Here is a 24282-nt window from a genome sequence, read left to right on the forward strand (position 1 = left end):
ATAGTGATTTGAAACCCCCATTTCAAATCTCAAGAAGTCTATAACGCAATGGGTGGCGTCACCAGCAACGTACCTTCAATCACAAGCTGCTTTTGCTCATTATATGAGTGCACAGATACAGTAATTGTATTTTGTAATTTATTTACTTCTGTTACCTCTAAAAGCGTATCAAATAATTCATAATGATAGAGAGGTCCTAAATATTTTAAATGTTGCTCAATAATTCGTGAACCTGGTCCGGGAATATACTTTGAAACAGCTGACGTAATAATGCCATTTAACATGATTGTTGGAACGATTGGCTTCTGAAAAGGTGTCGTGGCAGCATAATCATGTTGGATATAAAGCGGATTACTATCATTCGTAAGCCCTAAATAAAGCAGTAAATCCTTATCTTCTATCTTTTCGGTAATATGAATCTTCTCGCCAACTGTAATTTCTTCAATAGTGAGACCAAGCTTACTGTTTTTTTGAAGCAAAGATACGCCAACCCCTTTTCTATCATGCTACCTTCATAGTATCAATTTTATTCTAAAAGTACAACGAAAAGCAGAACAACCATTTTATCAATGTTCTTCTCCATAACGTGTGGATGATTTCCGTTCCAACTGGGCGCTTTGTTGCTGACGCTTCGCTTTCGCACAGATAAAACATTTGTTGTTGCTGTCGCTTCGCTTTCGCACAGATAAAACATTTGTTGCTGTCGCTTCGCTTTCGCACAGAAAACATTTGTTGCTGACGCTTCGCTTTCGCACAGAGCAAAGCTTCCTGAGAGTCTCCTCAATTCTTCAGTTATGGCACCACCCAAATTTTAAAAAACTACCTCATATTGAGATGGTTACCTCTTTCTAGCTATTCACATTCTTTTCTTTAAATAAAATGAGCAAAACCCTGAAACACAAAGGCAGGCTATAAACGTCCAGAAGTTAAAAAATAAATGATTAGAAAAAGGATTTAAATAGGATATTTCGTATTCAAAATATGGATTGATTTCATTTCGAAATGAAACGATTCGGTAAATTGTCACTCCCAAAATCAGCAAAAACACCCCTGAATAGCAGGCTTGAAATAGTTTCCTTTTCACTAAAAAACGTTCATGTAACTTTTCAAAAACAAACATCATTGCAAAGAAAAAATAAAGAATAATTAACATCGGAAACATAACAAACATTAAGCCTGGGTTTCCATTTCCTCCAATAAAATTGTCACCTGTGGGGTCGAATGAAGTAGTAGTCATATTAGTGAATGCAAAACCGACAACACTTACAACTCCTGAGATAAAAATACTTAGCCAAAAAAGAAAACGCATTATACTCCTCCTCAGCAGACTTGCTCCGTTAGTGAAAAAGCGAATGCTCTAATTGAACAATCACACCAAATAGTTTAAGTATAATACTTCACAATTCCTTCCAGAGTTGGCTCCTGCTACTCAATCAAGAACCTCTCCCCGTTTTCGTCAAATGCATGCTTAAAATCAAATGCAAAAGGAGTTGGACCATGCTGAATACAATAATTGTATCTCTTAAATGCCTCTTCCCATGAGACATCCTTCACCTTTTCAGTCCACCAAACTACATAAGAAAGGTGTTTCTCTGGATATGGCTCGGATCCATTTGCTTCTATCTCGTAATGCTTGTATATGCTGTCCTGAATAGGTAAAGCGATATAAGGATTGAAGACTTCTCCATACCGTTAGCGTAAGTATAGGAGAACCCTTCCCCTTTACGGCTTCTTCAGGGAATGGGACTCCTTCAGGTGAAAATGTCTCTATAAGTCCTGATTTAGTTGCCTGACGATATACTTCATTTCCCACTTGATAAAAATCACGAGAGGTAGGGTGGTCATAGGGGTGGTTTAGCCTACCAACAGTATAGATTGACACTAATGCCATAAAAAGCCCTCCATCTATAGTCTTTTTATACATATATTTCGAGTTAAAATGTGGAAGTTCCTTCTTCAACTCTTCGTTAGTTTAATAACATTTCTTCATAATCTTTAAATCCATTTTAATATAATATCCAACAAAAAAATCAACACTAAGAAAAATGAACCGCTCCGTTCGTGAAAAAGCGATCGTTCTAATTGAACAATCGCACCTGTTAGCCATCCATGTCGCATAAAATCATCGCTACACCATAGAAAATGAAAGATTATAACGTTCTTTCATGCGAGTTTAATAATTCCTACCAAAAATTTCTATCAAAAAAAAAAAAAAAAAAAAAAACAGAAGCATATAATTACCTGCACAAAGACAAATTGCAACTTGACAGGTGTGTTGATTAACCATTTTTATACATTCGAAGAGGCTGATTTCCGCTACGAGCTACTCGCTTTGTCGCTGACCCTTCGCTTTCCCGCAGGAGTCGAGTAGCCCTACACTACAATCAGTTAAAATAGAAATATATCGGCAAAGTAGTAATAAAAAAATCGGCGAATTGTAAAATCAGATTAGACACTGTATAAAAAAATGCATCAAATCGGAAAAATCGTGTATTATTGGAGTTCCTACACAACAATATACAAAGGAGATTTTTCGATTTGATGCAAAAAAAGCTTAACATAAAAGGAACTCAAAAGAAACCCAGACTTACTGAAATTCAACGTGGAAAGTTAGAAGCTTACCTTGATGAAGGGAATTTATCAAAAGCTGAGATTGCCCGTAGATTGGGTGTTTGTCGTGCTACTATATATAACGAAATCAAGCGTGGAACTACTACACAAGTGAGGATAGTAAATAGTAAACGAATCTATACCACGAAGTACTTCGCTACAACGGGTCAAGCAATCACTGAACGAAATGTGGCTCGTTCTCGTAACCCTTTGAAGGTGAAGCGAGTATCGGCTTTTCTAGAATACGCAGATCAATTAATGAAGGAAAAGGAGTGGTCTCCAGACGCTGTTGTTGGTCGTACATTGCTTGATGGTAAGTTTCGTCGTGAAGAAATGGTTTGCGCAAAAACTCTTTATGCGTATATAGATCTTAGGTTGTTGAAAACTAGAAATTCTGACTTAGTTTCCAAGACATCGCGTAAAACAAAGACAGTACGTAGGGCTAGAAAAAATATAAAATGTTTAGGCGAAAGTATTGAAAAACGCCCACAGCACATTGAAACACGAGAGGAATTTGGTCATTTTGAAATCGATTCAGTGATCGGTAGAAAAGACAAAGAAGATGATGTTTTATTAACACTGATCGAACGGAAAACGCGTCGAGAATTTATTTTCAAAATGGACGGTAAGGATGCGGATTCCGTGAACTATGCGATTGAAACCATTCTAAAGAATTTTGGGGAGTTAGCACCTAAACTATTCAAATCCATTACAGCAGATAACGGGAGTGAGTTTTCAGAGCTTGCGGAAAAATGCCAAGAGTTGATGGGGATTTACTTCACACACCCCTACTCATCATGGGAGCGAGGAACAAATGAAAACCACAATAGAATGATTCGTAGATGGTTACCAAAAGGAACGTCCATAGAGAACTACAGTAGATCTTACATCCAATCTGTAGAAGATAAAATGAACCACTTGCCACGACGAATACATGGATTCAAAACACCGCATGAGATGTTTGAGGAAGAATTAAAGAGATTAAGAGAATCAGCGTAAGAAGACGTGAATCAACCAACTCTTACCCTAGGGTTAATGGGAGTTTATTGTCTATCGGTCTTTCCGCCAATTTAACAGGAACCTGGCTCCACTTCAAGGGGCAAGCCCTTTCCGTTACGCCAGAACCCTGTTTTAACCAATTGGCAGACCGACAGACAATAAACATGAAGGTGAAAAGGAACAGAAAATATACGGACATGAGATGTTAAAAAAAGTGTCTAACTTGATATTGCAATTTACGTAATAAAAAAATCCTTTTATCACTCAATGATAAACCTTTTTTCCAAATCAACGCGCCTGGCAACTTGAGTTGTTTTTTTGTTTTCATATACCGCAATGATATAAGTAGTACTTACCATCAGATAATTGTTTAGATATATAAATAATTTTTTCAAAATTTTCTATAGTATCATCTCTATCAAAACTCAATAAATCATCATCGGAGTATTCATGATAATAAATAAGTTTTTGGATTACACTTGGACCATTCTTAAATAAATCTCTCCAAGCAGTAAAAATAGAAATAAGGGAAGAAGCCGATTGTTCATCAAATAGTGTTATCCCAATCTCATTAATCCCTAATTGTTTGGGGTTTCCTGGAAAAGCGGGGTTCATACATGGAATCCATGTAAGTGAATCAAAAATATATTCAAATACATTGTTATCAACTGTAATGTAATCAACAATTATATCCTTGTAATTGTCTCTATCCATACCAAAATTCAGAAAAAAATCATCATCTTGTGTTTCGGTCTTTTTTATCAAATATAATTCATGCATAAATATCCCCCTAGTATATTCAATCCTTTTTAAGATAACAAATAACTATTTTAACATATATTGTTTATTCTTTTGTTTTCCTATAATAATCTTCATTATGAGTTAGACAGAATACGAAGTTCCTTAAAAAGTCCCGGGTATTGCCTATCTCTATTTTCTGGTATCCCGTATTTTGTAAGAACATCTTATTTTGACTCACTATTCGTCCTACTTTACGATGTCTCAATACTCGAAAAAAAATCGAGTAGGAATGAATCCTACTCGATTTCATAAACTTTTATTAAGCTAAAACTTTCATAACATCGCGGACTGCTTCTGCCGATTTATCTAAAGCTGCTTTTTCATTGTCTGTTAACTCAAGTTCAAAGATTTTTTCTACACCATTTGCACCTAATAATGTTGGAACACCTAGGTATAAATCATTGTAGCCATATTCGCCTTCTAAGTATGCAATAGATGGAAGTATACGTTTTTGATCTTTAATGATAGCTTCCGCCATTTCGATAAGCGCCGCTGAAGGAGCATAATATGCAGAACCGTTACCAAGAAGGTTAACGATTTCAGCGCCACCTTTACGAGTACGGTCAACAATCTCTTCAAGACGATCTGCTGGGATTAATGTTTCTAATGGAATACCACCAGCGAATGAGTAGCGAGTTAGTGGCACCATTGTATCACCATGCCCACCTAAAACAAAACCTGTGATGTCTTTTACTGAGATATTAAGTTCTTCAGCTACAAACGCACAGAAACGTGCCGTATCGAGTACGCCTGATTGACCTATTACACGATTTTTAGGGAAACCAGTTTCTTTGAATACTGTGTAAGTCATTGCATCAACTGGGTTTGTAAGAACAAGGATTGTTGCATTTGGTGAGTACTTGGCAATTTCCTTGGAAACAGCTTTCATCACATCTTGGTTAATTTGAACAAGATCATCACGGCTCATACCAGGCTTACGAGCAACACCAGCAGTGATGATTACTACATCAGAATCTGCAGTATCAGCATAATTAGAAGTACCTTTAACATAAGAATCATATCCTTGCACCGGCGCAGCTTCCCACATATCTAAAGCTTTACCTTTTGCTGGGTTTTCAGCTTGTGGGATATCCACTAACACTATATCACCAAGTTCTTTTTGAGCTGCTAAAAATGCTGCAGTAGCACCAGTATAACCGCTACCAATTACTGAGATTTTTTTACGTTTCAGAGACATTCGAATACGCTCCTTTAAAATTAGTTTTAAAAAAGGGAGGAGAATAAATTCTCCTCCCTCGATTAAACAAGTTCATCGTAAATATTTTATTATAGAAATTTACATTTCACCCTAATTATATCGGCAGAACATACTTCCGCTTTAACTATAATTTCTATTTTAGAATAGAAAATTATAGGTTTTTGATTAATTCAGTAGCGAATTCTGAACATTTTACTTCTGTAGCGCCGTCCATTAAACGAGCGAAGTCGTAAGTTACAACTTTAGAAGAGATTGTTTTCTCTACAGATTTAGTAATCATGTCAGCTGCTTCTTGCCATCCTAAGTGTTCAAGCATTAATACACCTGAAAGTAATACAGAAGATGGGTTTACTTTATCTTGACCAGCATATTTTGGAGCTGTACCGTGAGTAGCTTCGAAGATCGCGTGTCCAGTTACATAGTTAATGTTTGCGCCTGGAGCGATACCGATACCACCAACTTGAGCAGCTAATGCGTCAGAGATATAGTCACCGTTTAAGTTCATTGTAGCAACTACGTCGAACTCATTTGGACGAGTTAAGATTTGTTGTAAGAAGATATCAGCGATAGAATCTTTAACTAAGATTTTACCAGCTGCTAAAGCGTCAGCTTGTGCTTTGTTTGCTGCTTCTTCACCTTGTTCAGCTTTAATAGCATCATATTGGTTCCAAGTGAATGTTTGATCAGCAAATTCTTTTTCAGCTAATTCATAACCCCATTTTTTGAATCCACCTTCAGTGAATTTCATGATGTTACCTTTGTGTACTAAAGTAACAGATGGGCGTTTATGATTAATAGCATATTCGATAGCAGAACGTACTAAACGCTCAGTACCTTCTTTAGATACTGGTTTTACACCGATACCAGAAGTTTCTGGGAAACGGATTTGGTTAACACCAAATTCAGTTTGTAAGAAGTTGATGATTTTTTGTGCTTGTTCAGAGCCAGATTCGAATTCAATACCAGCGTAGATGTCTTCTGTGTTTTCGCGGAAGATAACCATATCAACGTCTTCTGGACGTTTAACTGGAGAAGGTACTCCATCAAAGTGACGTACTGGACGTAAGCATACATATAGGTCAAGTTGTTGACGTAATGCTACGTTTAGAGAGCGGATACCACCACCGATTGGAGTAGTAAGAGGACCTTTGATTGCGATTAGGAATTCGTTAATTTTGTCTAAAGTTTCTTGTGGTAACCATTCACCAGTTTGGTTGAATGCTTTTTCACCAGCTAAAACTTCTAACCATTCGATTTTCTTTTCACCATTGTAAGCTTTTTCTACAGCTGCGTCGATTACGCGTGATGCTGCAGCCCAAATATCTGGACCAATTCCGTCACCTTCGATGAAAGGAATCACTGGATTGTTTGGTACATTAAGTACGCCATTTTCAACTACAATTTTGTTTGACATTGATGTTGCCTCCTAAATTCATAATCATAGGACTGTGTTATAAGTAACACAGTCCCAAATATTCTAGCATATTTTCCGAATTAGCGCTCGCTGATTGGAACATATTTTTGCATGCCTGGTCCAACGTACTCTGCACGTGGACGGATTAGGCGGTTGTTAGCATATTGCTCTAGAATATGAGCTACCCAACCAGAAGTACGTGATACTGCGAAAATTGGTGTGAATAGGTCATGATCAATACCTAAAGAATCATACACTGACGCAGAGAAGAAGTCTACGTTTGCAGGTAATTTCTTTTGTTCTACGATCATGTCATGGATTTTAACTGACATTTCATAAAGCTCTGGTTTACCAGTTAACTCAGTTAATTTTTGTGACATTACACGTAAGTGTGGTGCACGTGGGTCGCCTTTGCGGTATACGCGGTGACCGAAGCCCATGATTTTTTCTTTGTTGTCTAATTTATTTTGAATATAAGATTCAACGTTTTCAAGTGAACCAATTTCAGATAACATTTTCATTACTTGCTCGTTTGCTCCACCATGAAGTGGCCCTTTTAATGCACCGATAGCTGCAGTTACACCAGAATAAACATCTGATAATGTAGCTACACATACACGTGCAGTGAATGTAGATGCATTTAATTCGTGGTCAGCATGTAATACTAACGCTTTGTCGAATGCTTCAACTTCGATTGCTGCTGGCTCTTCACCTTTAAGCATGTATAAGAAGTTTGCTGCATATCCTAATTCTGGTTTTGGCGCAACTGGCTCTAAACCTTTACGAACACGTGCAAATGCAGTAACTACTGTAGCAATTTTAGCTTGTAGACGGATAGCTTTACGGTAGTTAGCTTCTGGATCCATAACATCCGCCTCATCATCGAATACACCAAGTAAAGATACTGCAGTACGTAGTGCAGCCATTGGATGTACAGTTGATAGTGGGTATGTTTTGAATTGGTCTACAATCGCTTGCGGAATAGTCATGTTGTCTGCTAATTGTTGTTTTAATTCAGCTAGCTCGTCCGCTTTTGGTAAACGAGTATGCCATAATAAATAAATTACCTCTTCAAATGACGCGTTCTCTGCTAAATCATCAATGTTGTAACCAACATATGTAAGTGTGTCATCGATAATTGAACTGATTTTAGATTCCGCTGCTACGATACCTTCTAAACCTTTAGTTGCTGACATAAATTATCGCTCCCTCATAGTTATATTTTTTGGTTGTAAATGCTTTTTGTAGGTCGCATTTACGTTTTTTGCTCATATGAACCATTAAGTAAATCGCTTACATTGCTATTATAATCATTTTTGACATCTTTGTGAATGAAAATCCTCCGAATAAAGAAAAAGACGCTTGAGCGATTATATAAACGCTTTAAAGAGATTGCTTTGCATTTTTTGACATTAATTTATCATTTGAAACGGGGTGAATTTGTAAAAATGAGGAATATTAAATATTTTTCATACGAAAGGACTACAAGTATTTTAATTTTTATTTTTTATTTGGTGATATTATGGTTCGTATTACCCGTATCACTTGCAATTTTCTTATCTTTTTCTACGTACCCTATCATAAAATTCCTTCACTCATATTGTAGGATTGCCTATTGGCTTGCAGCAATTATTGTGGAAGCACTCATACTAACTTGCATTTTTCTTCTCGCTATAATCTCTATAAACAGCATTATTCTTGTCTTCCCTGAAATTCGAGAAACACTACAAAACTTCCCACTTTTCAATGAATATGAATCAATGTTCATCCAAGTTTTAAAGGAAAAATCACTATCTATTTTCGATTCAATCTTAGTGTATATAGCTAATATCTTTCAATTATTTATGAAGCATGTAATTGAAGTATTTATATTCCTTATCGCTTACTACTTTGCCCTATTGGAAACTCGCAAATCCCGTTATTGGTTCTTTCAATATGTGCCAAAAAAATTCCGCAATGAATGGCAGTCTCATTTTTCGAAGATTATGCAACTGTTTCATTACTTTTTGTTCGTGGAGTTTCAGCTATTCACAATCACACTGCTCATTCTTTGTGTCGGGTTTATGATTCTTCAATTTGAACAAGCCATCATTAAAGCATTTATAGTAGCTTTTGCAGATGTACTTCCATTCTTCGGCATCGGAGTGTTTCTTGTACCAATGAGCTTTTATTTTTACTTAAAGGGTAATACGTATTTATGTGTGGCTATTTTAGTTTTGTATCTATTTGTTCAATTAATAAGGCAGCTAGCTGATTCCATGCTTTGGTCAAATACACTACAATTACGTACATTCCACACCTTTTTCATCAGTGCTGCCTCTATTTTATTATTTGGTTTTTACGGCATTTTACTTAGCCCTGTATTTTTATTTTTGGCGGTTAAACTGAAGGAAAATGCTATCTTTGAACGATGATGAATTGACCTTTTTTCATTTTTTTACGCATCCAATAATAAAAGATTGGTTGGAACATTTTACGAGTAAAAGGCATAAGCAGTAATAAACCAAGAAGATCCGTTAAAAAACCTGGTAATGCTAGAAGTACACCACCGCTAAAATTTAACACTGTATCAATTAAAGCCGGACCCGGAGCTTCTCCACGTGCTATCGTATTTTTTACCTTTTGTACAGAATTCATACCTTTATTTTTCACTACATAAATACCTAAAATACTAGTAGCAACTATAAGTAATAATGTATTTAAAACACCAATATTTTGACCAATCACTATTAATAACGCCAATTCGGCTAATGCGTAGACTATGAAACCAAGAAAAATTTTTCTCATATTTTTCTCCTTTCTATCTAAAAAAGCTATACCTTATATACGTTATTATAGCTCATTTAGTTCCATTAAAAAAACAATGAGCCTTCTAATACGAGACGCCTAGGCTATGAAAGGAAGGCAATGTTTGACTTAAAAATATTATTTAATCTAATAAAGATATCTTTTTTCATAAGAAAAGCTCTAGTACAACTATTCGCACTAGAGCTTTTCTTTATAGTGACTAAAAACCTGCATTCATCTCACCACTTAGGGTTGAGATAAATGTTGAAAGAAGTTAAAGAACACTTGCATGCCCTTTATATATAACTCCTGTTTCTGCATCCATCGTAATTTCTTGATCGTGGCGAATCAGTGTAGTTGCTTCTTTTACACCGACGATAACAGGGATACCAAGGCTTAGTCCGACAACCGCTGCATGACTTGTAAGACCGCCCTCCTCTGTAATAAGACCAATACAGTTTTCAAGCACTGGCATCATATCACGATCTGAGCCAACCGTTACTAAAATGCATCCGTCTGTATCATAAGCTAGTGCCTCAGCTGCATTTTTTGCAACAACTGTTTTACCTACAACTGAAGCTTTACCGATTCCTTGACCACGTGCTAATAAATCTCCGATAATGTGTACCTTCATTAAGTTAGTAGTACCTGCTTCACCTACCGGTACACCTGCTGTAATGACAACTGCATCACCGTGCGTTACAAAGCCATGCTTCAAGCTCTCGTCAACAGCTAGCTCTAAAATTTCATCTGTTGTCGTAACACGTTGACAAACAACTGGGTATACACCCCAAACTAGTGTTAATGCGTTTGCTGTATTGATAGAGCCTGTTACAGCGACAACCGGTACACCTGGGCGATATTTCGCAATCATTCTAGCTGTGTTACCACTTTCTGTTGGTGCTAATACTGCTTTTACACCTAAGTTAATCGAAGTGTAAGCTACTGCCTGAGAAATTGCCTCAGTCATATTTGCCTCTTTTTCACGACTACGTGTTGAGACAATCGCCTTATAGTCTAAAGAATTTTCCGTACGCTGTGCGATTTTATTCATTGTTTGCACGGACTCTACTGGATAAAGCCCAGCTGCCGTTTCACCAGACAGCATAATTGCATCTGTTCCATCGATAATTGCGTTTGCTACGTCACTTGCCTCTGCTCGTGTTGGACGTGGATTACGCTGCATCGAATCTAACATTTGTGTAGCTGTAATTACTGGTTTACCTACTTGGTTACATTTTAAAATTAATTTCTTTTGTACAAGTGGTACTTCTTCTGCTGGGATTTCTACACCAAGGTCACCACGTGCCACCATTAATCCATCTGAAACTAAGATGATTTCATCGATATTATCGACACCCTCTTGGTTCTCGATTTTCGGGATGATTTGAATGTGGTTACCGCCATTTTGTTCAAGTAATTCTCGAATCTCTAGTACATCCTTAGCTCGGCGAACGAATGAAGCTGCAATAAAGTCAACCCCTTGCTTAATACCGAAGAGAATGTCCTGTGCATCTTTTTCTGTAATTCCCGGAAGTTGTACAGAAACACCCGGCACGTTAACACCCTTTTTATTTTTTAAAACACCTGCATTTTCCACAATTGTATGGATAAGGCCTTTTTCCATATCTGTTGCCAATACACGTAATTGAATAAGTCCATCATCTAATAAAATAATTGAATTTTGCTCAACATCCTCGATTAAACGATCATATGTGACAGAGAAGCATGTCTCTGTTCCTTCAACTTCAGTCATTGAAATATCAATTACTTGTCCAGTAGCTAAATGTAATTCGCCGTTTTTCATATTATGTGTACGAATTTCAGGACCTTTTGTGTCGAGTAAAATACCAACTGGTTTACCTAATTTCTGCGCTACTTCGCGAATTAAGCTAATACGTCCTTCATGCTCTTCATGAGAACCATGCGAAAAATTTAAGCGGGCAACATTCATACCTGCTTCAATTAGTTTTTCTAAAGTTTCTGGTGACTCACTTGCCGGACCAATTGTACATACGATTTTTGTTTTTCTCATTTTCTGCCCACTCCGTTTTATACCAAATTATATAGATAGTTCTTTCATCAAAGTATACAAGCTTACATCTGACTCATGATTTTTTTCGAAAGCCTCAGGCATATCATAGTCAATCACTTGATGATTGCGGATACCTACCGCTCTTCCAGTTTTTCCTTCCATTAGTAATTCGACTGCATGAGCACCGAACTGACTTGCCAGAACACGATCACGTGCAGTAGGTGAACCGCCACGTTGGATATGTCCAAGAACAGAAACACGGATCTCTTTCCCTGTTTTGTCTTTTAACAGCTTTGCCAAATCACTACCTGACATAACACCTTCAGCGACAATAATAATACTATGCTTTTTCCCACGCGCGGCTCCTCGATCTAAGCGTGCCACAATGTCATCCAAATTATAATCTTCTTCTGGAATTAAAACTGTTTCAGCACCAGCTGCAAGACCTGCCCATAATGCAATATCTCCTGCATCTCGCCCCATTACCTCAACGATAAAGGAATTTTCATGGGAAGTTGCTGTATCGCGGATTTTATCAATCGATTCCACGACTGTATTTAGTGCTGTATCGAATCCTATAGTATATTCGGTTCCTGGTACATCATTATCGATTGTTCCTGGAACACCAACAACAGGAAAACCTTTTTTCACTAACTCCATAGCACCACGGTAAGAACCATCTCCGCCAATAACGACTAACCCTTCAATCCCAGCTTCACGCATATTGTCAATGCCTCGCTGTTGAACAGCGTCTTCTTTAAATTCAGGACATCTTGCTGAAAATAATTGCGTGCCACCACGTTGAATAATGCCACCTACTGAGCCTAAATCGAGATTTTCCATGTAACCTTTTGTTAAGCCTTCATACCCATGCTTAATTCCGACAACATCAATTCCATGAAACGCGGCCTTACGAACGACTGCACGAACAGCTGCATTCATCCCTGGCGCATCTCCACCACTTGTTAATACGGCAATTTTTTTCATTGTCGACCTCCTGCAGTACTATTATTATTCACATTAACACGAAAAAACAAACTATGTAAGTGTTCTGAGGCTACAAAAACATAACTTTTACAAAAAAATAAAAAGAATGCGCTTTCACACACTCTTTCCAGCAAAAAATATCCGAAATCTAACATTTTTTCAAGCGGACTTGCGCTTTTTTGCTGTTTTGTTCTTCCATCATGGTTTTACCCAAATTAGGATCATCATAACGCGGGGGTGACTTTCGTTTTGTCTGTGCTTTTGCGACAGCAACATGGTTTTCGTCTGTGCGAAAGCGAAGCGGCAGCAACAACAAAATGTTTTTCTGTGCGAAAGCGTAGCGACAGCAACAACATGTTTTTTCTGTGCGAAAGCGAAGCGTAAGTACCAACATGATGTTGGTCCCGAAGGCGTTATCACAGGACATGATGTTTTTTAGCCTTCGTTCTTATACATCACTCGCTCCAAAGTTTCAACAGTGACCGCTATCCCCAAGGACTTTCCCAGTCTTCGCTCCTAGGCAAAATCTTCTCTCTTTTTGTTACCGACCACTATTGATGAAATCCAAAAAATATATGAATTTACACTTCTGTATATTGCCCGATCTTTTTAAATTTCTCATAACGGTCTTCTATTAGTTGTTCGCCATTTAAAGAATTCAAAATTTTTAACGTGTCGCTTATACATTCTTTCATATAAAGTGCCTGCTTCTCTACATTACGATGTGCACCACCTGTAATCTCAGTGATAATTCCATCAATAACGCCAAGCTCTTTTAAGTCAGGTGCTGTTATACGCATTGCTTCTGCTGCTTGTTTCGCTAGGCTACCATCACGCCATAAAATCGACGCAGCCCCTTCTGGCGAAATAACCGAATACGTTGAGTTTTCTAACATAAAGACACGATTCGCTACACCTAGTGCAAGTGCACCACCGCTTCCGCCTTCCCCAATTACGATGCTAATAACTGGTACTGTTAGACCCGCCATTTCGACGAGATTTCTGGCGATTGCTTCACTTTGGCCGCGTTCCTCTGCAGCCTTACCTGGATAAGCACCTTTCGTATCAATAAAACAAATAATTGGGCGCTTAAATTTCTCAGCCTGCTTCATTAAGCGTAATGCCTTACGATATCCTTCAGGATGGGGCATTCCAAAATTACGACGAATGTTTTCTTTAGTTGATTTTCCACGTTGATGTCCAATAATTGTTACTGGCTGCCCTTCAAAGAGAGCAATTCCTCCAAGAATAGCCGCATCATCACCAAACGTACGATCTCCATGTAACTCTATAAAGTTTTCACACATAGCTTCTATATATTGTAATGTTGTTGGTCGTTCAGGATGTCTAGCAACCTGTACACGATCCCACGGTTTCATATTGGCATAAATAGATTCTTCTAGCTGTGTTAGACGTGTTTCAAGCTTTTCAATTTCGCCTGTCATATCTACTTCTGCTTCGGTAGCAATTTTTTTTAACTCATCAATTTTCCCACGCAATTGTACTACTGGTTCTTCAAAAGCCAAATTTTTAGACATGTTGCACGCCGCCTTTCGTATGCATTTTTACAAGTACTGTTACTTGGTTTCGTAAATCTTTGCGATGGAAGATTGCATCGAGCTGACCATGTGCTAGTAAAAATTCCGCCGTTTGGAAATCATTTGGTAGTTTTTCTCTAACTGTTTCTTCGATTACACGACGACCAGCAAAGCCAATTAAAGCTTGTGGTTCAGCAATATTAATATCCCCAACAGAGGCAAAGCTTGCCGAAACACCACCTGTTGTCGGATGCGTTAGTATTGAAATAAACAATAATCCTTCATTACTATGACGTTTTAACGCCACACTCGTTTTTGCCATTTGCATTAATGATAGTACACCTTCTTGCATGCGCGCTCCACCACTTGCAGTAAAGATAATAAACGGTACACGTAATTCAGTAGCTTTTTCAACAGCACGTGTGATTTTTTCTCCGACAACTGAGCCCATTGAACCCATACGGAAATGAGAATCCATAATGGCTACTACAATTTCTTCTCCATCAAGGGTTCCTAATCCTGTCAGTACAGCTTCATTTAATCCCGTTTTTTGTTGATCGGCTGAAATTTTTTCAACATAAGCAGGGAAATTAAGCGGATTGCTTGTTTGTAAATGATCGTCCATTGAAACAAATGAACCTTCATCTAAGAAATCTGCTACGCGCTCCTGTGCAGTCATTTTGAAATGATGGTCGCATTTTGAACATACTTTATGATTTTTTTCTAATTCCTTCGTTAATTGAATATGACGGCATTCTGGACATTTTGTCATCAGTCCTTCTGGAAATCCCTTTTCTTGTCCGTCTTCTTTCTTTTTACTAAATAAGCTGCGTATTGCCATGTTCGACTCCCCCTTTGTTGTCTAAATACTCTGTACAGTCTTCATCCATTGCTCGTAGGCTTTAAATGCTTCTCTCTCATAGCCAAGCTGCATCGATTTCAACATAGTTTGAATTTGTAATTTTTCATCTTCAGTTGAGTTTCGATTTAAACGATCACCATCATATGCTGCTAATTGAAACCAGATTTTCAATGAAAGACGATTCCCTGACGTGATTAATATTTCTCGTAAAACACTCAGACAATTAATCGTACCTTCTATCTCTAGCTTTACAAAAAAACTGTCCCACACAGGTAGTGTTCGCAGAGTCTCTGTACAACTTATTACGCGAATTGCTTCCTTTTCATGAATATGTCGCGTTAATTCGACATCCTTTTTCGATTTTTCATCTTCTAATATAAACATCGACAGTATTTCTACGAGCTGATGTTTATGTGTTGAAGCTAGAAAAGTACCTCCACCATGTCTCGTTTCAATAAGACCTAACAATTCTAAGCTACGCAACGCCTCTCTCACTGAGGATCGCCCGACACCTAGACGCTCTGAAAGGACTCGTTCGGAAGGTAATTTTTCACCAGCCTGAATTTTTTCCATTTTAATAAGTTGACGTAATTGTTGGACGATTTCTAAAAACACTTTCTTTTGCTCGTTTTTTTTATCCATACGATCAACTCCTCTTATAAAAAGTGGTCTGACCACTTTTCGACGTTGACTCTAGCTTACAAAATAATTATTAAAAAGTAAAGAAAAAACTGCATAGTAAATCTATGCAGTTTCTAATATTTTCTTCAATTTCATATTTTTTTCGTCGCTTGGACATGTTTTACTTTAATCTGTGCCTTACCAAAACGTCTTTCCAACGTTCCTTCAAAATAGATTAATTCATCTTCCAGCAACAACTCTTGCACAAGCTGAAAAACCTGAGGGAATAAAGTAATTGATACTGTTCCAAATTCATCCTGAAGCTGAACAAAAGCCATTTGCTCACCCTTTTTAGTCCGAATTTTTTTCACTTCTTCTATGATGCCAATTATTTTAACATACGTTCCCTCACGTGCATGCTTTAACTCACGACATGTCATATTTACTTCATTCCAAAAAGCTCTTTCCTCAGTGACTGGATGTGCTGATATATAAAATCCAAGACTTTCCTTCTCACGCAGTAATTTTTCCTTTTGAGACATCGCTTCCACTTCCATATACTTTGGCTTACCAAAACTAAAAGCAGTAGCCGATGCAATATCAATATCCTCAGTTGGTCTTAGCAACTCAGCATGCATCTGGGCGGCCTCCAAAGTTGCTATCAGTACCGCACGATCTTTCCCTAAATAATCAAGAGCCCCAGCGAAAATTAAAGACTCCATTACTTTCGGTTTAAAATGCTGTGCACTTAAGGCAACTGCCAAATCAAATAAATTATCAAATGCTTCTGTATTCGTTTGGCGTAAAGCATTAACGGACTCTATAAATGTATAGGGTACACCCTTTATCCCAGATAAGCTATAGCGAACTCCATCTTTTTCAACCGTAAAAAATTTCGTACTATGTTTTAATGAAGGTGGGTAAAATGGAATCCCTTTCTCTTTTGCCTCACTCACAAGCTGCTGAATTTTTTCCACATTTCCTGTTGCATTTGATAATAGCGCCGCATAAAAACTTAGTGGGAAGTGTGCCTTTAAATAGGCCATTTGATAAGAAATAACACTGTATGCGACAGCATGGCTTTTAGGGAAACCATAGTCTGCAAAGCGTACAATTAATGCATACACTTCTTCAGCCACCTGAATATCAAAGCCTTGCTGCATTGCTCCAGCTACAAATGCAGTACGTTGCTCCTCTAATACTTGACGATTTTTCTTACTTACCGCTCGGCGCAATAAATCCGCTTGTCCCATCGTAAAACCAGCCATCACCGAAGCAATTTGCATGATCTGCTCTTGATATACTATTACACCAAATGTCTCCCGTAAAATAGGCTCTAATGTTGGGTGTGGCATCATAACAGGTTCTTTCCCTGCTTTCCGTCTTGCATAGATAGGTATAAAATCCATTGGGCCAGGACGATACAACGCATTGACTGCTACTATATCTAAAAAATTGGTTGGATGTATATCCCGTAAAGCTTGCTTCATACCTTCAGATTCTAATTGAAAAATACCTAATGTATCTCCCTTTTGAAGAAGCTGAAATGTCTTTTCATCTTGCATCGGAATAAGCTCAAACTCTATCCACGGGCCACCTGCTTTATAAATTGACCATCGTACCTGCTCTAATATTGTCAGATTGCGCAAACCTAAAAAATCCATTTTGACAAGGCCACAAGCTTCTACATCTCCCATTGGCCATTGCGTACAATATATTCCGTCATGCCCCTCTTCAATCGGTATCGTATTGACTAGTGGAGATGGGGCCAGCACGATCCCGGCTGCATGAGTAGAAGAATTTCTTGGCAACCCTTCTAGTTTGAATGCCACCTCTAACCATCGACGATGTTTCTCATCCTCTGCTAGCCAGCCTTGCAAGCCTTGTGATTCGTCCACCGCTCTTTGCAATGTTATCCCAGGTTTATTCGGAATCATTTTCGAAATTTTTTCCAATGTTTCAGCTTCAAAACCAAAAACACGCGCAACATCTCTAGCAACTGCCTTAGCAGATAAAGTGCCAAACGTAATAATTTGCGCTACATTTGCCTTCCCATATTTTTGAGCAACATATTGAATGACTTTTTGTCTTTTACTGTCAACAAAATCGATATCTATATCTGGAAGTGTGACACGTTCAGGGTTTAAAAAGCGTTCAAATAATAAGCCGTAAACGAGCGGATCTACTTGTGTAATGGATAAACTATACGCTACAAGAGAACTCGCTGAAGAACCACGACCTGGGCCAGTTAAAATGCGGTTCTCTTTAGCAAAATGCATAAAATCTGCAACAATTAAAAAATAATCAGCAAAGCCCATCGAACAAATAATTTCAAGCTCGTATTGAAGTCGCTCTCGATAAACATGCGGGATTTCAGTTTGTTTGAAACGCTTCTCTAATCCTGCAAATACTTCTTTGACAAGCAAGCTTTCGGCTGTTTCACCTGTTGGTACAGGGAATTTAGGCATTTGTACGTGCATTTCAGGGATTTCCGCAGTACAGCTAGCTAGCATCGTTGCACTAGCTTCAAGCCATTCTGGATGATCAACAAACCAGCTTCGCCATTCTTCCTCAGTTGGAGCGAAATAACCTTGTAAATGGGCGGATAACATTGTACCTGCGAGCTTTTCACCTGTATCAATTGCTCTTGCCACCTCGAAGGCAAAATGATCTTCTGGACGTAAAAAATAACAGCATTGTGAAGCAACGATCGCTATATTCATAGTTTCACACCATGCTACATACGTTTCTTCTTTTTCCGCTATCATCCCTGCTGGCCTTGCAATCCCCATAAATAAATGCTTACCAAATACCCTGTTCAAATCACCTGCTACTTCAGTCCAATCTTCCATTTCCACTAAATCATCCGAAGAAAGTAATGCCACGCTGCCTGTTGCATATCCTTCTAGCCATTTCCAAGGAAGTGCATCATCCTCTCGAATTGAAACGGCACTACTAATCTTTAAAAGATTCTGATAGCCTTCTTGTGTTTGAGCATACAGTACAAGTGGAACCTTTCTTTCGTGCCACTGTACGTTTACCGAGAGCCCTAATACAGCATGAATATTAGCTTGTTGCAATGCTTTACTAAAAGGCAAAAGCCCGTACAATTTTGAATTGACGATTGCACAGGTCTGAGTATTTTGCTCTTGTAAAAAAGGGATCAATTGTTCAAGCCGAATCGTGCTTTTCAATAAATCCGCGCTCGTATGCATTTTCGTGTATACATGTGTCAAATGAATCCCTTCCTTTCTAAATATCGAAGAAAATATTAATTTCAAAGCTTTATTTTTATGACAGAAGCACGTTCTTATTCTCTTGAGTTGGATTATCACCATAACGTGTGGTTGATTTCCGTTCCGGCTGAATGGCGTCCTGCCAGCACGAGGTTGATCACGAAGGCGTTATCACAGGACGTGATGCTTTTAGCCTTCGTCCCCTCCCCGCTTCGCTCCAGGTTCTTCTCTGTGACGCTAACGTCCAGCCGTAACGAAGATCAACTTATATATGGCATACACCCAAATATTAACGTTTATCGATACGCTTTACAAATTTCCTGTAATCTCGTTATAACACGATCTGCTTCTTCCCATGAGTAAGCCGTTGCACCCGAAGCAAGCGGATGGCCACCGCCATTAAATTCCTTTGCCAAAGTGTTAATAACAGGACCTTTTGAGCGTAAACGTACACGAATCTGATCGGCCTCTTCAATAAGAATCACCCATGCACAAATGCCTTTCACACTTCCAAGACAGCCGACTAACAGTGACGCTTCTGACGGTACAGCATTAAATTCAGCTAGCAATTCCTTTGTCAGCTTAATATGTGCTGCCCCATGCTCATCTATTTTGAAATTTTGATAAATATAACCTTGTAAATTTAAAAGCTTTTGATCCATTTCATACATTCCATCGAAAATTTGATTTCGATCAAAATCATAAGTAATAAGCTCTCCTGCAACTTTAAAAGTTTTTACTGTCGTGCTAGGGTATTGGAATCGTCCTGTATCTCCTACAATACCAGCGAATAATAATCTAGCGGCTGCATCAGATAGAGTCCAGTTTGCTACTTCTTTCCCTTCCTCAAAAAGCTCATAAATCATTTCACTACAAGAGCTTGCAGTAGTGTCCACCCACAGTAAATCACCATATGCATCATCATTTGGATGGTGATCTATTTTAACGACCATTTTACCTTTTGTATAGCGTTGATCGTCTACACGTTCAGTATTTGCAGTATCTGTCACAATAACTAAAGCATTGTCGTATACATCATCCGAAATGCCATCTGGCTTCGCTAAAAATGATAAAGATTCATCATGCTCACCTACAGCAAAAACTTTCTTTTCAGGATAATTTGCTAAAATAAGCTCCTTTAATCCTTGTTGAGATCCATAAGCGTCTGGGTCTGGACGCACATGACGATGAATAACGATTGTTTCATATGAAGCAATTGTGTCGATGATTTGTCTTTTCAAAATAATTTCCTCCAATAGGATAGTAATAACCGTTAGCATTTTTCTTCAATAATCGTTACAATATAGTCTAGTTATGCTAGGAGGTTTACTATGCTCAATTTAATTTTTGTGTTTGCAATTATCATATCATTTGCCATTTATTTTTATTTTAAAACAAAACAGTTCCGTTCTTCATTACCAATCGCTAAAAATTGGTACAAAAGCAAAGCGAACGTATGCTTCGGTTTATTTATTCTTTTATTTGGTTTAAACCAAGCATATTTATTCCCGGGATTATATACATTTATTATTGTAGCAATTCTTGTCATTTTAGGCATCTTTGTTATTATCGAAAATATTAAAAAAGCTCGTCACTACGGTCAATTTGTTGAAGAAGAATTCCGTATTAACCGATGAATATTAAAGGGATGACCTAGCATTTGCCCTAGGCCATCCCTTTTTATGTCTTCCTAACGTTCCAGTAGTTGGAACATCATCATTGCCTTACCGACAAGCATTTGTTGATTAAACACTTCGAAGTCCATTTTCACAAACTTACGACTCATGTCTAATATTCTAGGTCTTACCGTAAGTGTACTTTCCATCTGTACAGGCTTAATGAAATAAATTGTCATGTTTTCGGCAACTGCATCCCCACGTTTACGGCGCTTTAACGCAAATGAGCCAACTTCTGCTAACAAAGTTGTAAATGCTCCGTAAGAAATTGCCCCGTATTGATTTGTCATTTGAGGTGTTACTTTAAACTCTACGATTAAATCTTCATCGCCAAGCACCTTCATCTCATTTTTCACTAAATCATCAATTGTTTCACCATGCTGTGGCTGTCTTTGTGCAAGCTGAAGCGCCTTTAGTACATCTTGTCGACTAATGACACCTTGCAAAACATTGTCATCATCGACAATCGGTAGCAGGTCAATCCCTTCCCAAATCATACGATGTCCTGCAGAAGCAACACTCATTTTCATCGATCCAGCAATCGGATTTTTTGTCATAACCTTCTCAATAAGCTCATTTTCTTCTCGACCAATAACGTCTTTTACGGTAATCATCCCAACAAGCTTATTGTTTGCTGTCACAACAGGAAATGCACCATGAGTTGTTCGTTCATTTAGCTTGTGGAAATGATGAATGGTTTCATCATTTCGAAGAACAGAAGTATCAGTCATCGGCACAAAAATATCTTCAATAAATAAAATATCTTTTTTGATTAATTGGTCATAAATTGCACGATTAATCATTGTTGCTACTGTAAAAGTGTCATAGCTAGTTGAAATGATTGGTAGGTCTAAGGAATCTGCAAGTAGCTTGTTTTCCTCAGTTGTATCAAAGCCCCCTGTAATTAAAACAGCTGCACCAGCTCGTAGTGCATTTTCATGCGCTTTAATACGGTTACCAACGATAAGCAAGCTTCCTGCATCTGTATAACGCATCATATCTTCTAACTGCATTGCACCAATAACAAATTTCGTTAATGTTTTATGTAGACCTGTTTTTCCACCTAAAACTTGGCCGTCTACGATATTAACAATTTCAGCGAAGGTTAATCGCTCTATATTCTCTTTCTTTTTCTTCTCAATACGAATCGTTCCAACACGTTCAATAGAGCTTACTAAACGACGATTTTCCGCTTCCTTAATAGCACGATAAGCCGTTCCTTCACTCACCTGCATTTCCTTCGCAATTTGACGTACTGAAATTTTATCGCCCACGGGTAGTGATTCGATGTATTGTAAAATTTTCTCATGTTTTGTAGACAAAATATCACCTATTTCTCAAGATCAATTCTGCTCTTAGTGTACCATATTTTTTATAAAAATATTTAATATAAAGTGTGAATTTGTTTTACTTTTCCCATCGTTTCAACTACACACGCGGTGTCAACTCATATAGAACAGCAGTGTCAATGTTTAGGAACAGTTTACTTTTTCACCTGCTTTTAAAATTTGAACCTCTGAATTTTGTACTAAATCTGCAAAAATTTGTGGATCCTGCTCGATTGGAGGGAATGTATTGTAATGAACTGGTACGACAATTTTCGGTTTCAAAAATGACACTGCACAAGCAGCATCCTCTGGACCCATTGTGAAATTGTCACCAATTGGTAAAAACGCAATATCAATAGGATGGCGTTCTCCAATTAATTTCATATCACTAAACAAAGCTGTGTCACCTGCATGATAGATTGTTAAACCTTCTATAAATAATAAAATTCCAGCAGGCATTCCCATATAAATGATTTCATTATTTTCAGTTACATAAGACGAACCGTGGAAGGCTTGAGTAAATTTCACTTTACCAAAATCAAATTCCTTAGCTCCACCTATATGCATTGGATGTGTTTTCACTCCTTGCCATGAAATCCAATTAGCTAGCTCATTCGGCGCAATGACGAGGGCATCTTTTTTCTTTGCAAGCTCCACTGTATCACCAACATGATCATTATGACCATGTGTAAGTAAAATAATGTCTGGTGCTTCATCAGCTACCTTTAAATCTGTTTGCCCATTCCCATTAATGAATGGATCAATTAAAATCGTTTTCCCATTTGATTGAATTTTGACAACGGAATGTCCATGATAACTAATTTCCATTTAAGCTTCCTCCTTGCAGTACATATTGTGCTACATCATTTTTATTCGCTATCCATGCGATTTTTCCCTTTTTTTGATATGCTGTACATAGAATAATAGCATCACCTGTTAGGAGACGATTATTCATTCGTACAAAAATGAAGCTTCGAATTCGAGTTATAATTTCCTTATAGGTCGAAGCCTCATCGTGTAGGCTATTATTGCAGCCGAGCACGTGAAAATTTTTCAATACAATAAGAGGAGGAAATGTTTATGTCAAAAGTTGAAGAAATTCAAAATTATTTACAACAAAATCAAATTGATGCTGCTTTCATCACAACTCCAGACAATGTTTTTTACGTTTCGGGCTTTAAAAGTAATCCACATGAGAGATTATTAGGCGTAATGATTTTTAAAGAGGCAGATCCTTTTTTAATTTGTCCACAAATGGAGATCCCAGATGCGAAGGCTGCTGGTTGGTCATATGAAGTCATTGGTCACCAAGATACTGAAAATTCAATGGAAGTTCTTGCACAAGCGATAAAAGCACGTAATGTTAATCCATCAACGTTTGCTATTGAAAAAGCTCATCTCATTGTAGAGCGTTTAGAAGCCCTACAACAATCGTTTCCTCAGGCAAATTTTGTCCGTCTCGACGAAAAAATCAATGCTATGCGAGTAATTAAAGATGAAAATGAATTAGATAAATTACGAAAAGCTGCTGAACTAGCTGACTATGCTATTGAAATCGGCTGTAAAGAAATCGCTGAAGGCAAAACAGAAATGGAAATCTTAACAGCGATAGAAAACGCTATTCAGGATAAGGGCTGCAAGATGTCCTTTGAGACAATGGTATTGAGTGGTCCAAAATCAGCCTCTCCACACGGTACTCCAGGTGCTCGCAAAATCGAAAAGGGCGATATGGTGTTATTCGACCTCGGCGTAATTTACGATGGATATTGCTCTGATATTACACGTACAGTTGCCTTTGGTGAACCTAGCGAGGCACAAAAGGAAATCTACAACGCAGTACTATCTGCTAACACAAATGCAATTGCAGCAGTAAAACCAGGTGTTCGTGCAATGGATTTAGATAAAATTGCTCGTGATACTATTTCCGAAGCAGGCTATGGCGAATATTTCACACATCGACTTGGTCATGGACTCGGCATTTCCGTACATGAATTCCCATCTGTTACAGGCGCAAATGAAATGACTATGGAAGAAGGCATGGTCTTCACAATTGAGCCAGGTATTTATAAATCTGATGTGACAGGTGTCCGTATTGAAGATGAGGTTGTCGTAACAAAAGACGGAGTAGAAGTACTAACAAAATTCCCGAAAGATTTGATTGTACTTTAA

The 24282-nt window shown here is 37.9% G+C and carries 24 protein-coding genes; 5 read left to right on the forward strand and 19 right to left on the reverse strand.

Annotated elements, in window-relative coordinates; translation table 11 throughout:
* Positions 1–38 precede the first annotated feature (38 nt).
* The 5 genes from QUF91_RS20815 to QUF91_RS20835 form a co-directional block, all read right to left on the reverse strand.
* The gene (locus QUF91_RS20815; protein ID WP_289419219.1) at positions 39–479 is read right to left on the reverse strand and encodes a MaoC/PaaZ C-terminal domain-containing protein; all 441 of its coding nucleotides are present in this window, start codon (positions 477–479) and stop codon (positions 39–41) included.
* A gap of 87 nt (positions 480–566) precedes the next feature.
* Positions 567–755 (reverse strand): hypothetical protein, encoded by a 189-nt coding sequence (locus QUF91_RS20820; RefSeq protein ID WP_289419220.1) that lies wholly within the window; start codon positions 753–755, stop codon positions 567–569.
* 101 nt (positions 756–856) lie between these two features.
* Positions 857–1309 carry a hypothetical protein gene (locus tag QUF91_RS20825; protein WP_289419221.1) on the reverse strand — a complete coding sequence of 151 codons (453 nt, stop codon included), beginning with the start codon at positions 1307–1309 and terminating at the stop codon, positions 857–859.
* Positions 1310–1425: 116 nt separating this feature from the next.
* Positions 1426–1554 (reverse strand): hypothetical protein, encoded by a 129-nt coding sequence (locus QUF91_RS20830; RefSeq protein WP_289419222.1) that lies wholly within the window; start codon positions 1552–1554, stop codon positions 1426–1428.
* A gap of 4 nt (positions 1555–1558) precedes the next feature.
* Positions 1559–1891, reverse strand: coding sequence for a DUF3291 domain-containing protein (locus QUF91_RS20835; protein ID WP_289419223.1), 333 nt, complete (start codon positions 1889–1891; stop codon positions 1559–1561).
* Positions 1892–2541: 650 nt separating this feature from the next.
* Between QUF91_RS20835 and QUF91_RS20840 the strand changes: the two genes are divergently transcribed.
* The gene (locus QUF91_RS20840; protein ID WP_289420036.1) at positions 2542–3609 is read left to right on the forward strand and encodes an IS30 family transposase; all 1068 of its coding nucleotides are present in this window, start codon (positions 2542–2544) and stop codon (positions 3607–3609) included.
* 324 nt (positions 3610–3933) lie between these two features.
* On the opposite strand, the gene QUF91_RS20845 is transcribed toward QUF91_RS20840, so the two are convergent.
* The 4 genes from QUF91_RS20845 to citZ all read right to left on the reverse strand — a co-directional run bounded on the left by QUF91_RS20845 (position 3934) and on the right by citZ (position 8239).
* Positions 3934–4389 carry a hypothetical protein gene (locus tag QUF91_RS20845; protein ID WP_289419224.1) on the reverse strand — a complete coding sequence of 152 codons (456 nt, stop codon included), beginning with the start codon at positions 4387–4389 and terminating at the stop codon, positions 3934–3936.
* Positions 4390–4669: 280 nt separating this feature from the next.
* Positions 4670–5608, reverse strand: a complete 939-nt coding sequence (gene mdh, locus QUF91_RS20850) for a malate dehydrogenase (protein WP_285395450.1) — start codon at positions 5606–5608, stop codon at positions 4670–4672.
* 172 nt (positions 5609–5780) lie between these two features.
* A complete protein-coding gene (gene icd / locus QUF91_RS20855; RefSeq protein WP_285395449.1) occupies positions 5781–7043 on the reverse strand; it encodes an NADP-dependent isocitrate dehydrogenase in 1263 nt (420 codons plus the stop codon).
* A gap of 80 nt (positions 7044–7123) precedes the next feature.
* The gene (citZ, locus tag QUF91_RS20860; RefSeq protein WP_285395448.1) at positions 7124–8239 is read right to left on the reverse strand and encodes a citrate synthase; all 1116 of its coding nucleotides are present in this window, start codon (positions 8237–8239) and stop codon (positions 7124–7126) included.
* Between the two features lie 252 nt (positions 8240–8491).
* Here citZ and QUF91_RS20865 point away from each other — a divergent pair, with 252 nt between their 5' ends.
* Positions 8492–9457, forward strand: a complete 966-nt coding sequence (locus tag QUF91_RS20865) for an AI-2E family transporter (protein WP_285395447.1) — start codon at positions 8492–8494, stop codon at positions 9455–9457.
* Here the strand turns inward: QUF91_RS20865 and QUF91_RS20870 are convergent.
* From QUF91_RS20870 to pfkA, 3 genes are all read right to left on the reverse strand, one after another.
* Complete coding sequence (locus QUF91_RS20870; protein WP_285395445.1) at positions 9441–9830, reverse strand: FxsA family protein; 390 nt, start codon at positions 9828–9830, stop codon at positions 9441–9443. The genes QUF91_RS20865 and QUF91_RS20870 overlap by 17 nt on opposite strands.
* A 274-nt stretch (positions 9831–10104) precedes the next feature.
* Positions 10105–11865, reverse strand: coding sequence for a pyruvate kinase (gene pyk / locus QUF91_RS20875; RefSeq protein ID WP_285395444.1), 1761 nt, complete (start codon positions 11863–11865; stop codon positions 10105–10107).
* 27 nt (positions 11866–11892) lie between these two features.
* Positions 11893–12852 (reverse strand): 6-phosphofructokinase, encoded by a 960-nt coding sequence (pfkA, locus tag QUF91_RS20880; RefSeq protein WP_285395443.1) that lies wholly within the window; start codon positions 12850–12852, stop codon positions 11893–11895.
* 249 nt (positions 12853–13101) lie between these two features.
* Between pfkA and QUF91_RS20885 the strand changes: the two genes are divergently transcribed.
* On the forward strand, positions 13102–13236 hold the full coding sequence (locus QUF91_RS20885; protein ID WP_289419225.1) for a hypothetical protein: 135 nt from the start codon (positions 13102–13104) through the stop codon (positions 13234–13236).
* Positions 13237–13433: 197 nt separating this feature from the next.
* Here QUF91_RS20885 and QUF91_RS20890 read toward each other — a convergent pair whose 3' ends face one another.
* From QUF91_RS20890 to QUF91_RS20910, 5 genes are all read right to left on the reverse strand, one after another.
* Positions 13434–14390, reverse strand: coding sequence for an acetyl-CoA carboxylase carboxyltransferase subunit alpha (locus tag QUF91_RS20890; RefSeq protein ID WP_285395441.1), 957 nt, complete (start codon positions 14388–14390; stop codon positions 13434–13436).
* Positions 14383–15231 (reverse strand): acetyl-CoA carboxylase, carboxyltransferase subunit beta, encoded by an 849-nt coding sequence (accD, locus tag QUF91_RS20895; RefSeq protein WP_289419226.1) that lies wholly within the window; start codon positions 15229–15231, stop codon positions 14383–14385. The genes QUF91_RS20890 and accD overlap by 8 nt, the downstream gene beginning before the upstream one ends.
* 21 nt (positions 15232–15252) lie before the next feature.
* Complete coding sequence (locus tag QUF91_RS20900) at positions 15253–15894, reverse strand: FadR/GntR family transcriptional regulator (RefSeq protein ID WP_285395439.1); 642 nt, start codon at positions 15892–15894, stop codon at positions 15253–15255.
* Positions 15895–16025: 131 nt separating this feature from the next.
* Positions 16026–19109, reverse strand: coding sequence for a DNA polymerase III subunit alpha (gene dnaE / locus QUF91_RS20905; RefSeq protein ID WP_289419227.1), 3084 nt, complete (start codon positions 19107–19109; stop codon positions 16026–16028).
* Between the two features lie 296 nt (positions 19110–19405).
* Positions 19406–20350, reverse strand: a complete 945-nt coding sequence (locus QUF91_RS20910) for a DHH family phosphoesterase (RefSeq protein WP_285395437.1) — start codon at positions 20348–20350, stop codon at positions 19406–19408.
* A gap of 90 nt (positions 20351–20440) precedes the next feature.
* On the opposite strand from QUF91_RS20910, the gene QUF91_RS20915 reads away from it, so the two are divergent.
* Positions 20441–20746, forward strand: a complete 306-nt coding sequence (locus tag QUF91_RS20915) for a YtpI family protein (protein WP_285395436.1) — start codon at positions 20441–20443, stop codon at positions 20744–20746.
* A 53-nt stretch (positions 20747–20799) separates the two neighbouring features.
* Here QUF91_RS20915 and QUF91_RS20920 read toward each other — a convergent pair whose 3' ends face one another.
* Together QUF91_RS20920 and QUF91_RS20925 are read right to left on the reverse strand one after the other, a co-directional pair.
* Positions 20800–22107 (reverse strand): DRTGG domain-containing protein, encoded by a 1308-nt coding sequence (locus tag QUF91_RS20920; protein WP_285395435.1) that lies wholly within the window; start codon positions 22105–22107, stop codon positions 20800–20802.
* A gap of 150 nt (positions 22108–22257) precedes the next feature.
* Positions 22258–22941: a metal-dependent hydrolase gene (locus tag QUF91_RS20925; RefSeq protein ID WP_285395434.1), complete on the reverse strand. Its 684-nt coding sequence runs from the start codon at positions 22939–22941 to the stop codon at positions 22258–22260.
* Between the two features lie 252 nt (positions 22942–23193).
* Here QUF91_RS20925 and QUF91_RS20930 point away from each other — a divergent pair, with 252 nt between their 5' ends.
* On the forward strand, positions 23194–24282 hold the full coding sequence (locus tag QUF91_RS20930; RefSeq protein ID WP_289419228.1) for a M24 family metallopeptidase: 1089 nt from the start codon (positions 23194–23196) through the stop codon (positions 24280–24282).

The sequence above is a fragment of the Lysinibacillus sp. G4S2 genome (assembly GCF_030348505.1).
Classification (GTDB): Bacteria; Bacillota; Bacilli; order Bacillales_A; family Planococcaceae; genus Lysinibacillus.

Coding starts and splice junctions, on each gene's coding strand:
- mdh (WP_285395450.1), bottom strand. CDS start 5,608: ATGTCTCTGAAACGTAAAAAAATCTCAGTAATTGGTAGCGGTTATACT.
- QUF91_RS20845 (WP_289419224.1), bottom strand. CDS start 4,389: ATGCATGAATTATATTTGATAAAAAAGACCGAAACACAAGATGATGAT.
- pfkA (WP_285395443.1), bottom strand. CDS start 12,852: ATGAAAAAAATTGCCGTATTAACAAGTGGTGGAGATGCGCCAGGGATG.
- QUF91_RS20870 (WP_285395445.1), bottom strand. CDS start 9,830: ATGAGAAAAATTTTTCTTGGTTTCATAGTCTACGCATTAGCCGAATTG.
- pyk (WP_285395444.1), bottom strand. CDS start 11,865: ATGAGAAAAACAAAAATCGTATGTACAATTGGTCCGGCAAGTGAGTCA.
- QUF91_RS20865 (WP_285395447.1), top strand. CDS start 8,492: ATGAGGAATATTAAATATTTTTCATACGAAAGGACTACAAGTATTTTA.
- QUF91_RS20825 (WP_289419221.1), bottom strand. CDS start 1,309: ATGCGTTTTCTTTTTTGGCTAAGTATTTTTATCTCAGGAGTTGTAAGT.
- accD (WP_289419226.1), bottom strand. CDS start 15,231: ATGGCAATACGCAGCTTATTTAGTAAAAAGAAAGAAGACGGACAAGAA.
- QUF91_RS20835 (WP_289419223.1), bottom strand. CDS start 1,891: ATGGCATTAGTGTCAATCTATACTGTTGGTAGGCTAAACCACCCCTAT.
- QUF91_RS20925 (WP_285395434.1), bottom strand. CDS start 22,941: ATGGAAATTAGTTATCATGGACATTCCGTTGTCAAAATTCAATCAAAT.
- QUF91_RS20840 (WP_289420036.1), top strand. CDS start 2,542: ATGCAAAAAAAGCTTAACATAAAAGGAACTCAAAAGAAACCCAGACTT.
- icd (WP_285395449.1), bottom strand. CDS start 7,043: ATGTCAAACAAAATTGTAGTTGAAAATGGCGTACTTAATGTACCAAAC.
- citZ (WP_285395448.1), bottom strand. CDS start 8,239: ATGTCAGCAACTAAAGGTTTAGAAGGTATCGTAGCAGCGGAATCTAAA.
- QUF91_RS20900 (WP_285395439.1), bottom strand. CDS start 15,894: ATGGATAAAAAAAACGAGCAAAAGAAAGTGTTTTTAGAAATCGTCCAA.
- QUF91_RS20930 (WP_289419228.1), top strand. CDS start 23,194: ATGTCAAAAGTTGAAGAAATTCAAAATTATTTACAACAAAATCAAATT.
- QUF91_RS20890 (WP_285395441.1), bottom strand. CDS start 14,390: ATGTCTAAAAATTTGGCTTTTGAAGAACCAGTAGTACAATTGCGTGGG.
- QUF91_RS20915 (WP_285395436.1), top strand. CDS start 20,441: ATGCTCAATTTAATTTTTGTGTTTGCAATTATCATATCATTTGCCATT.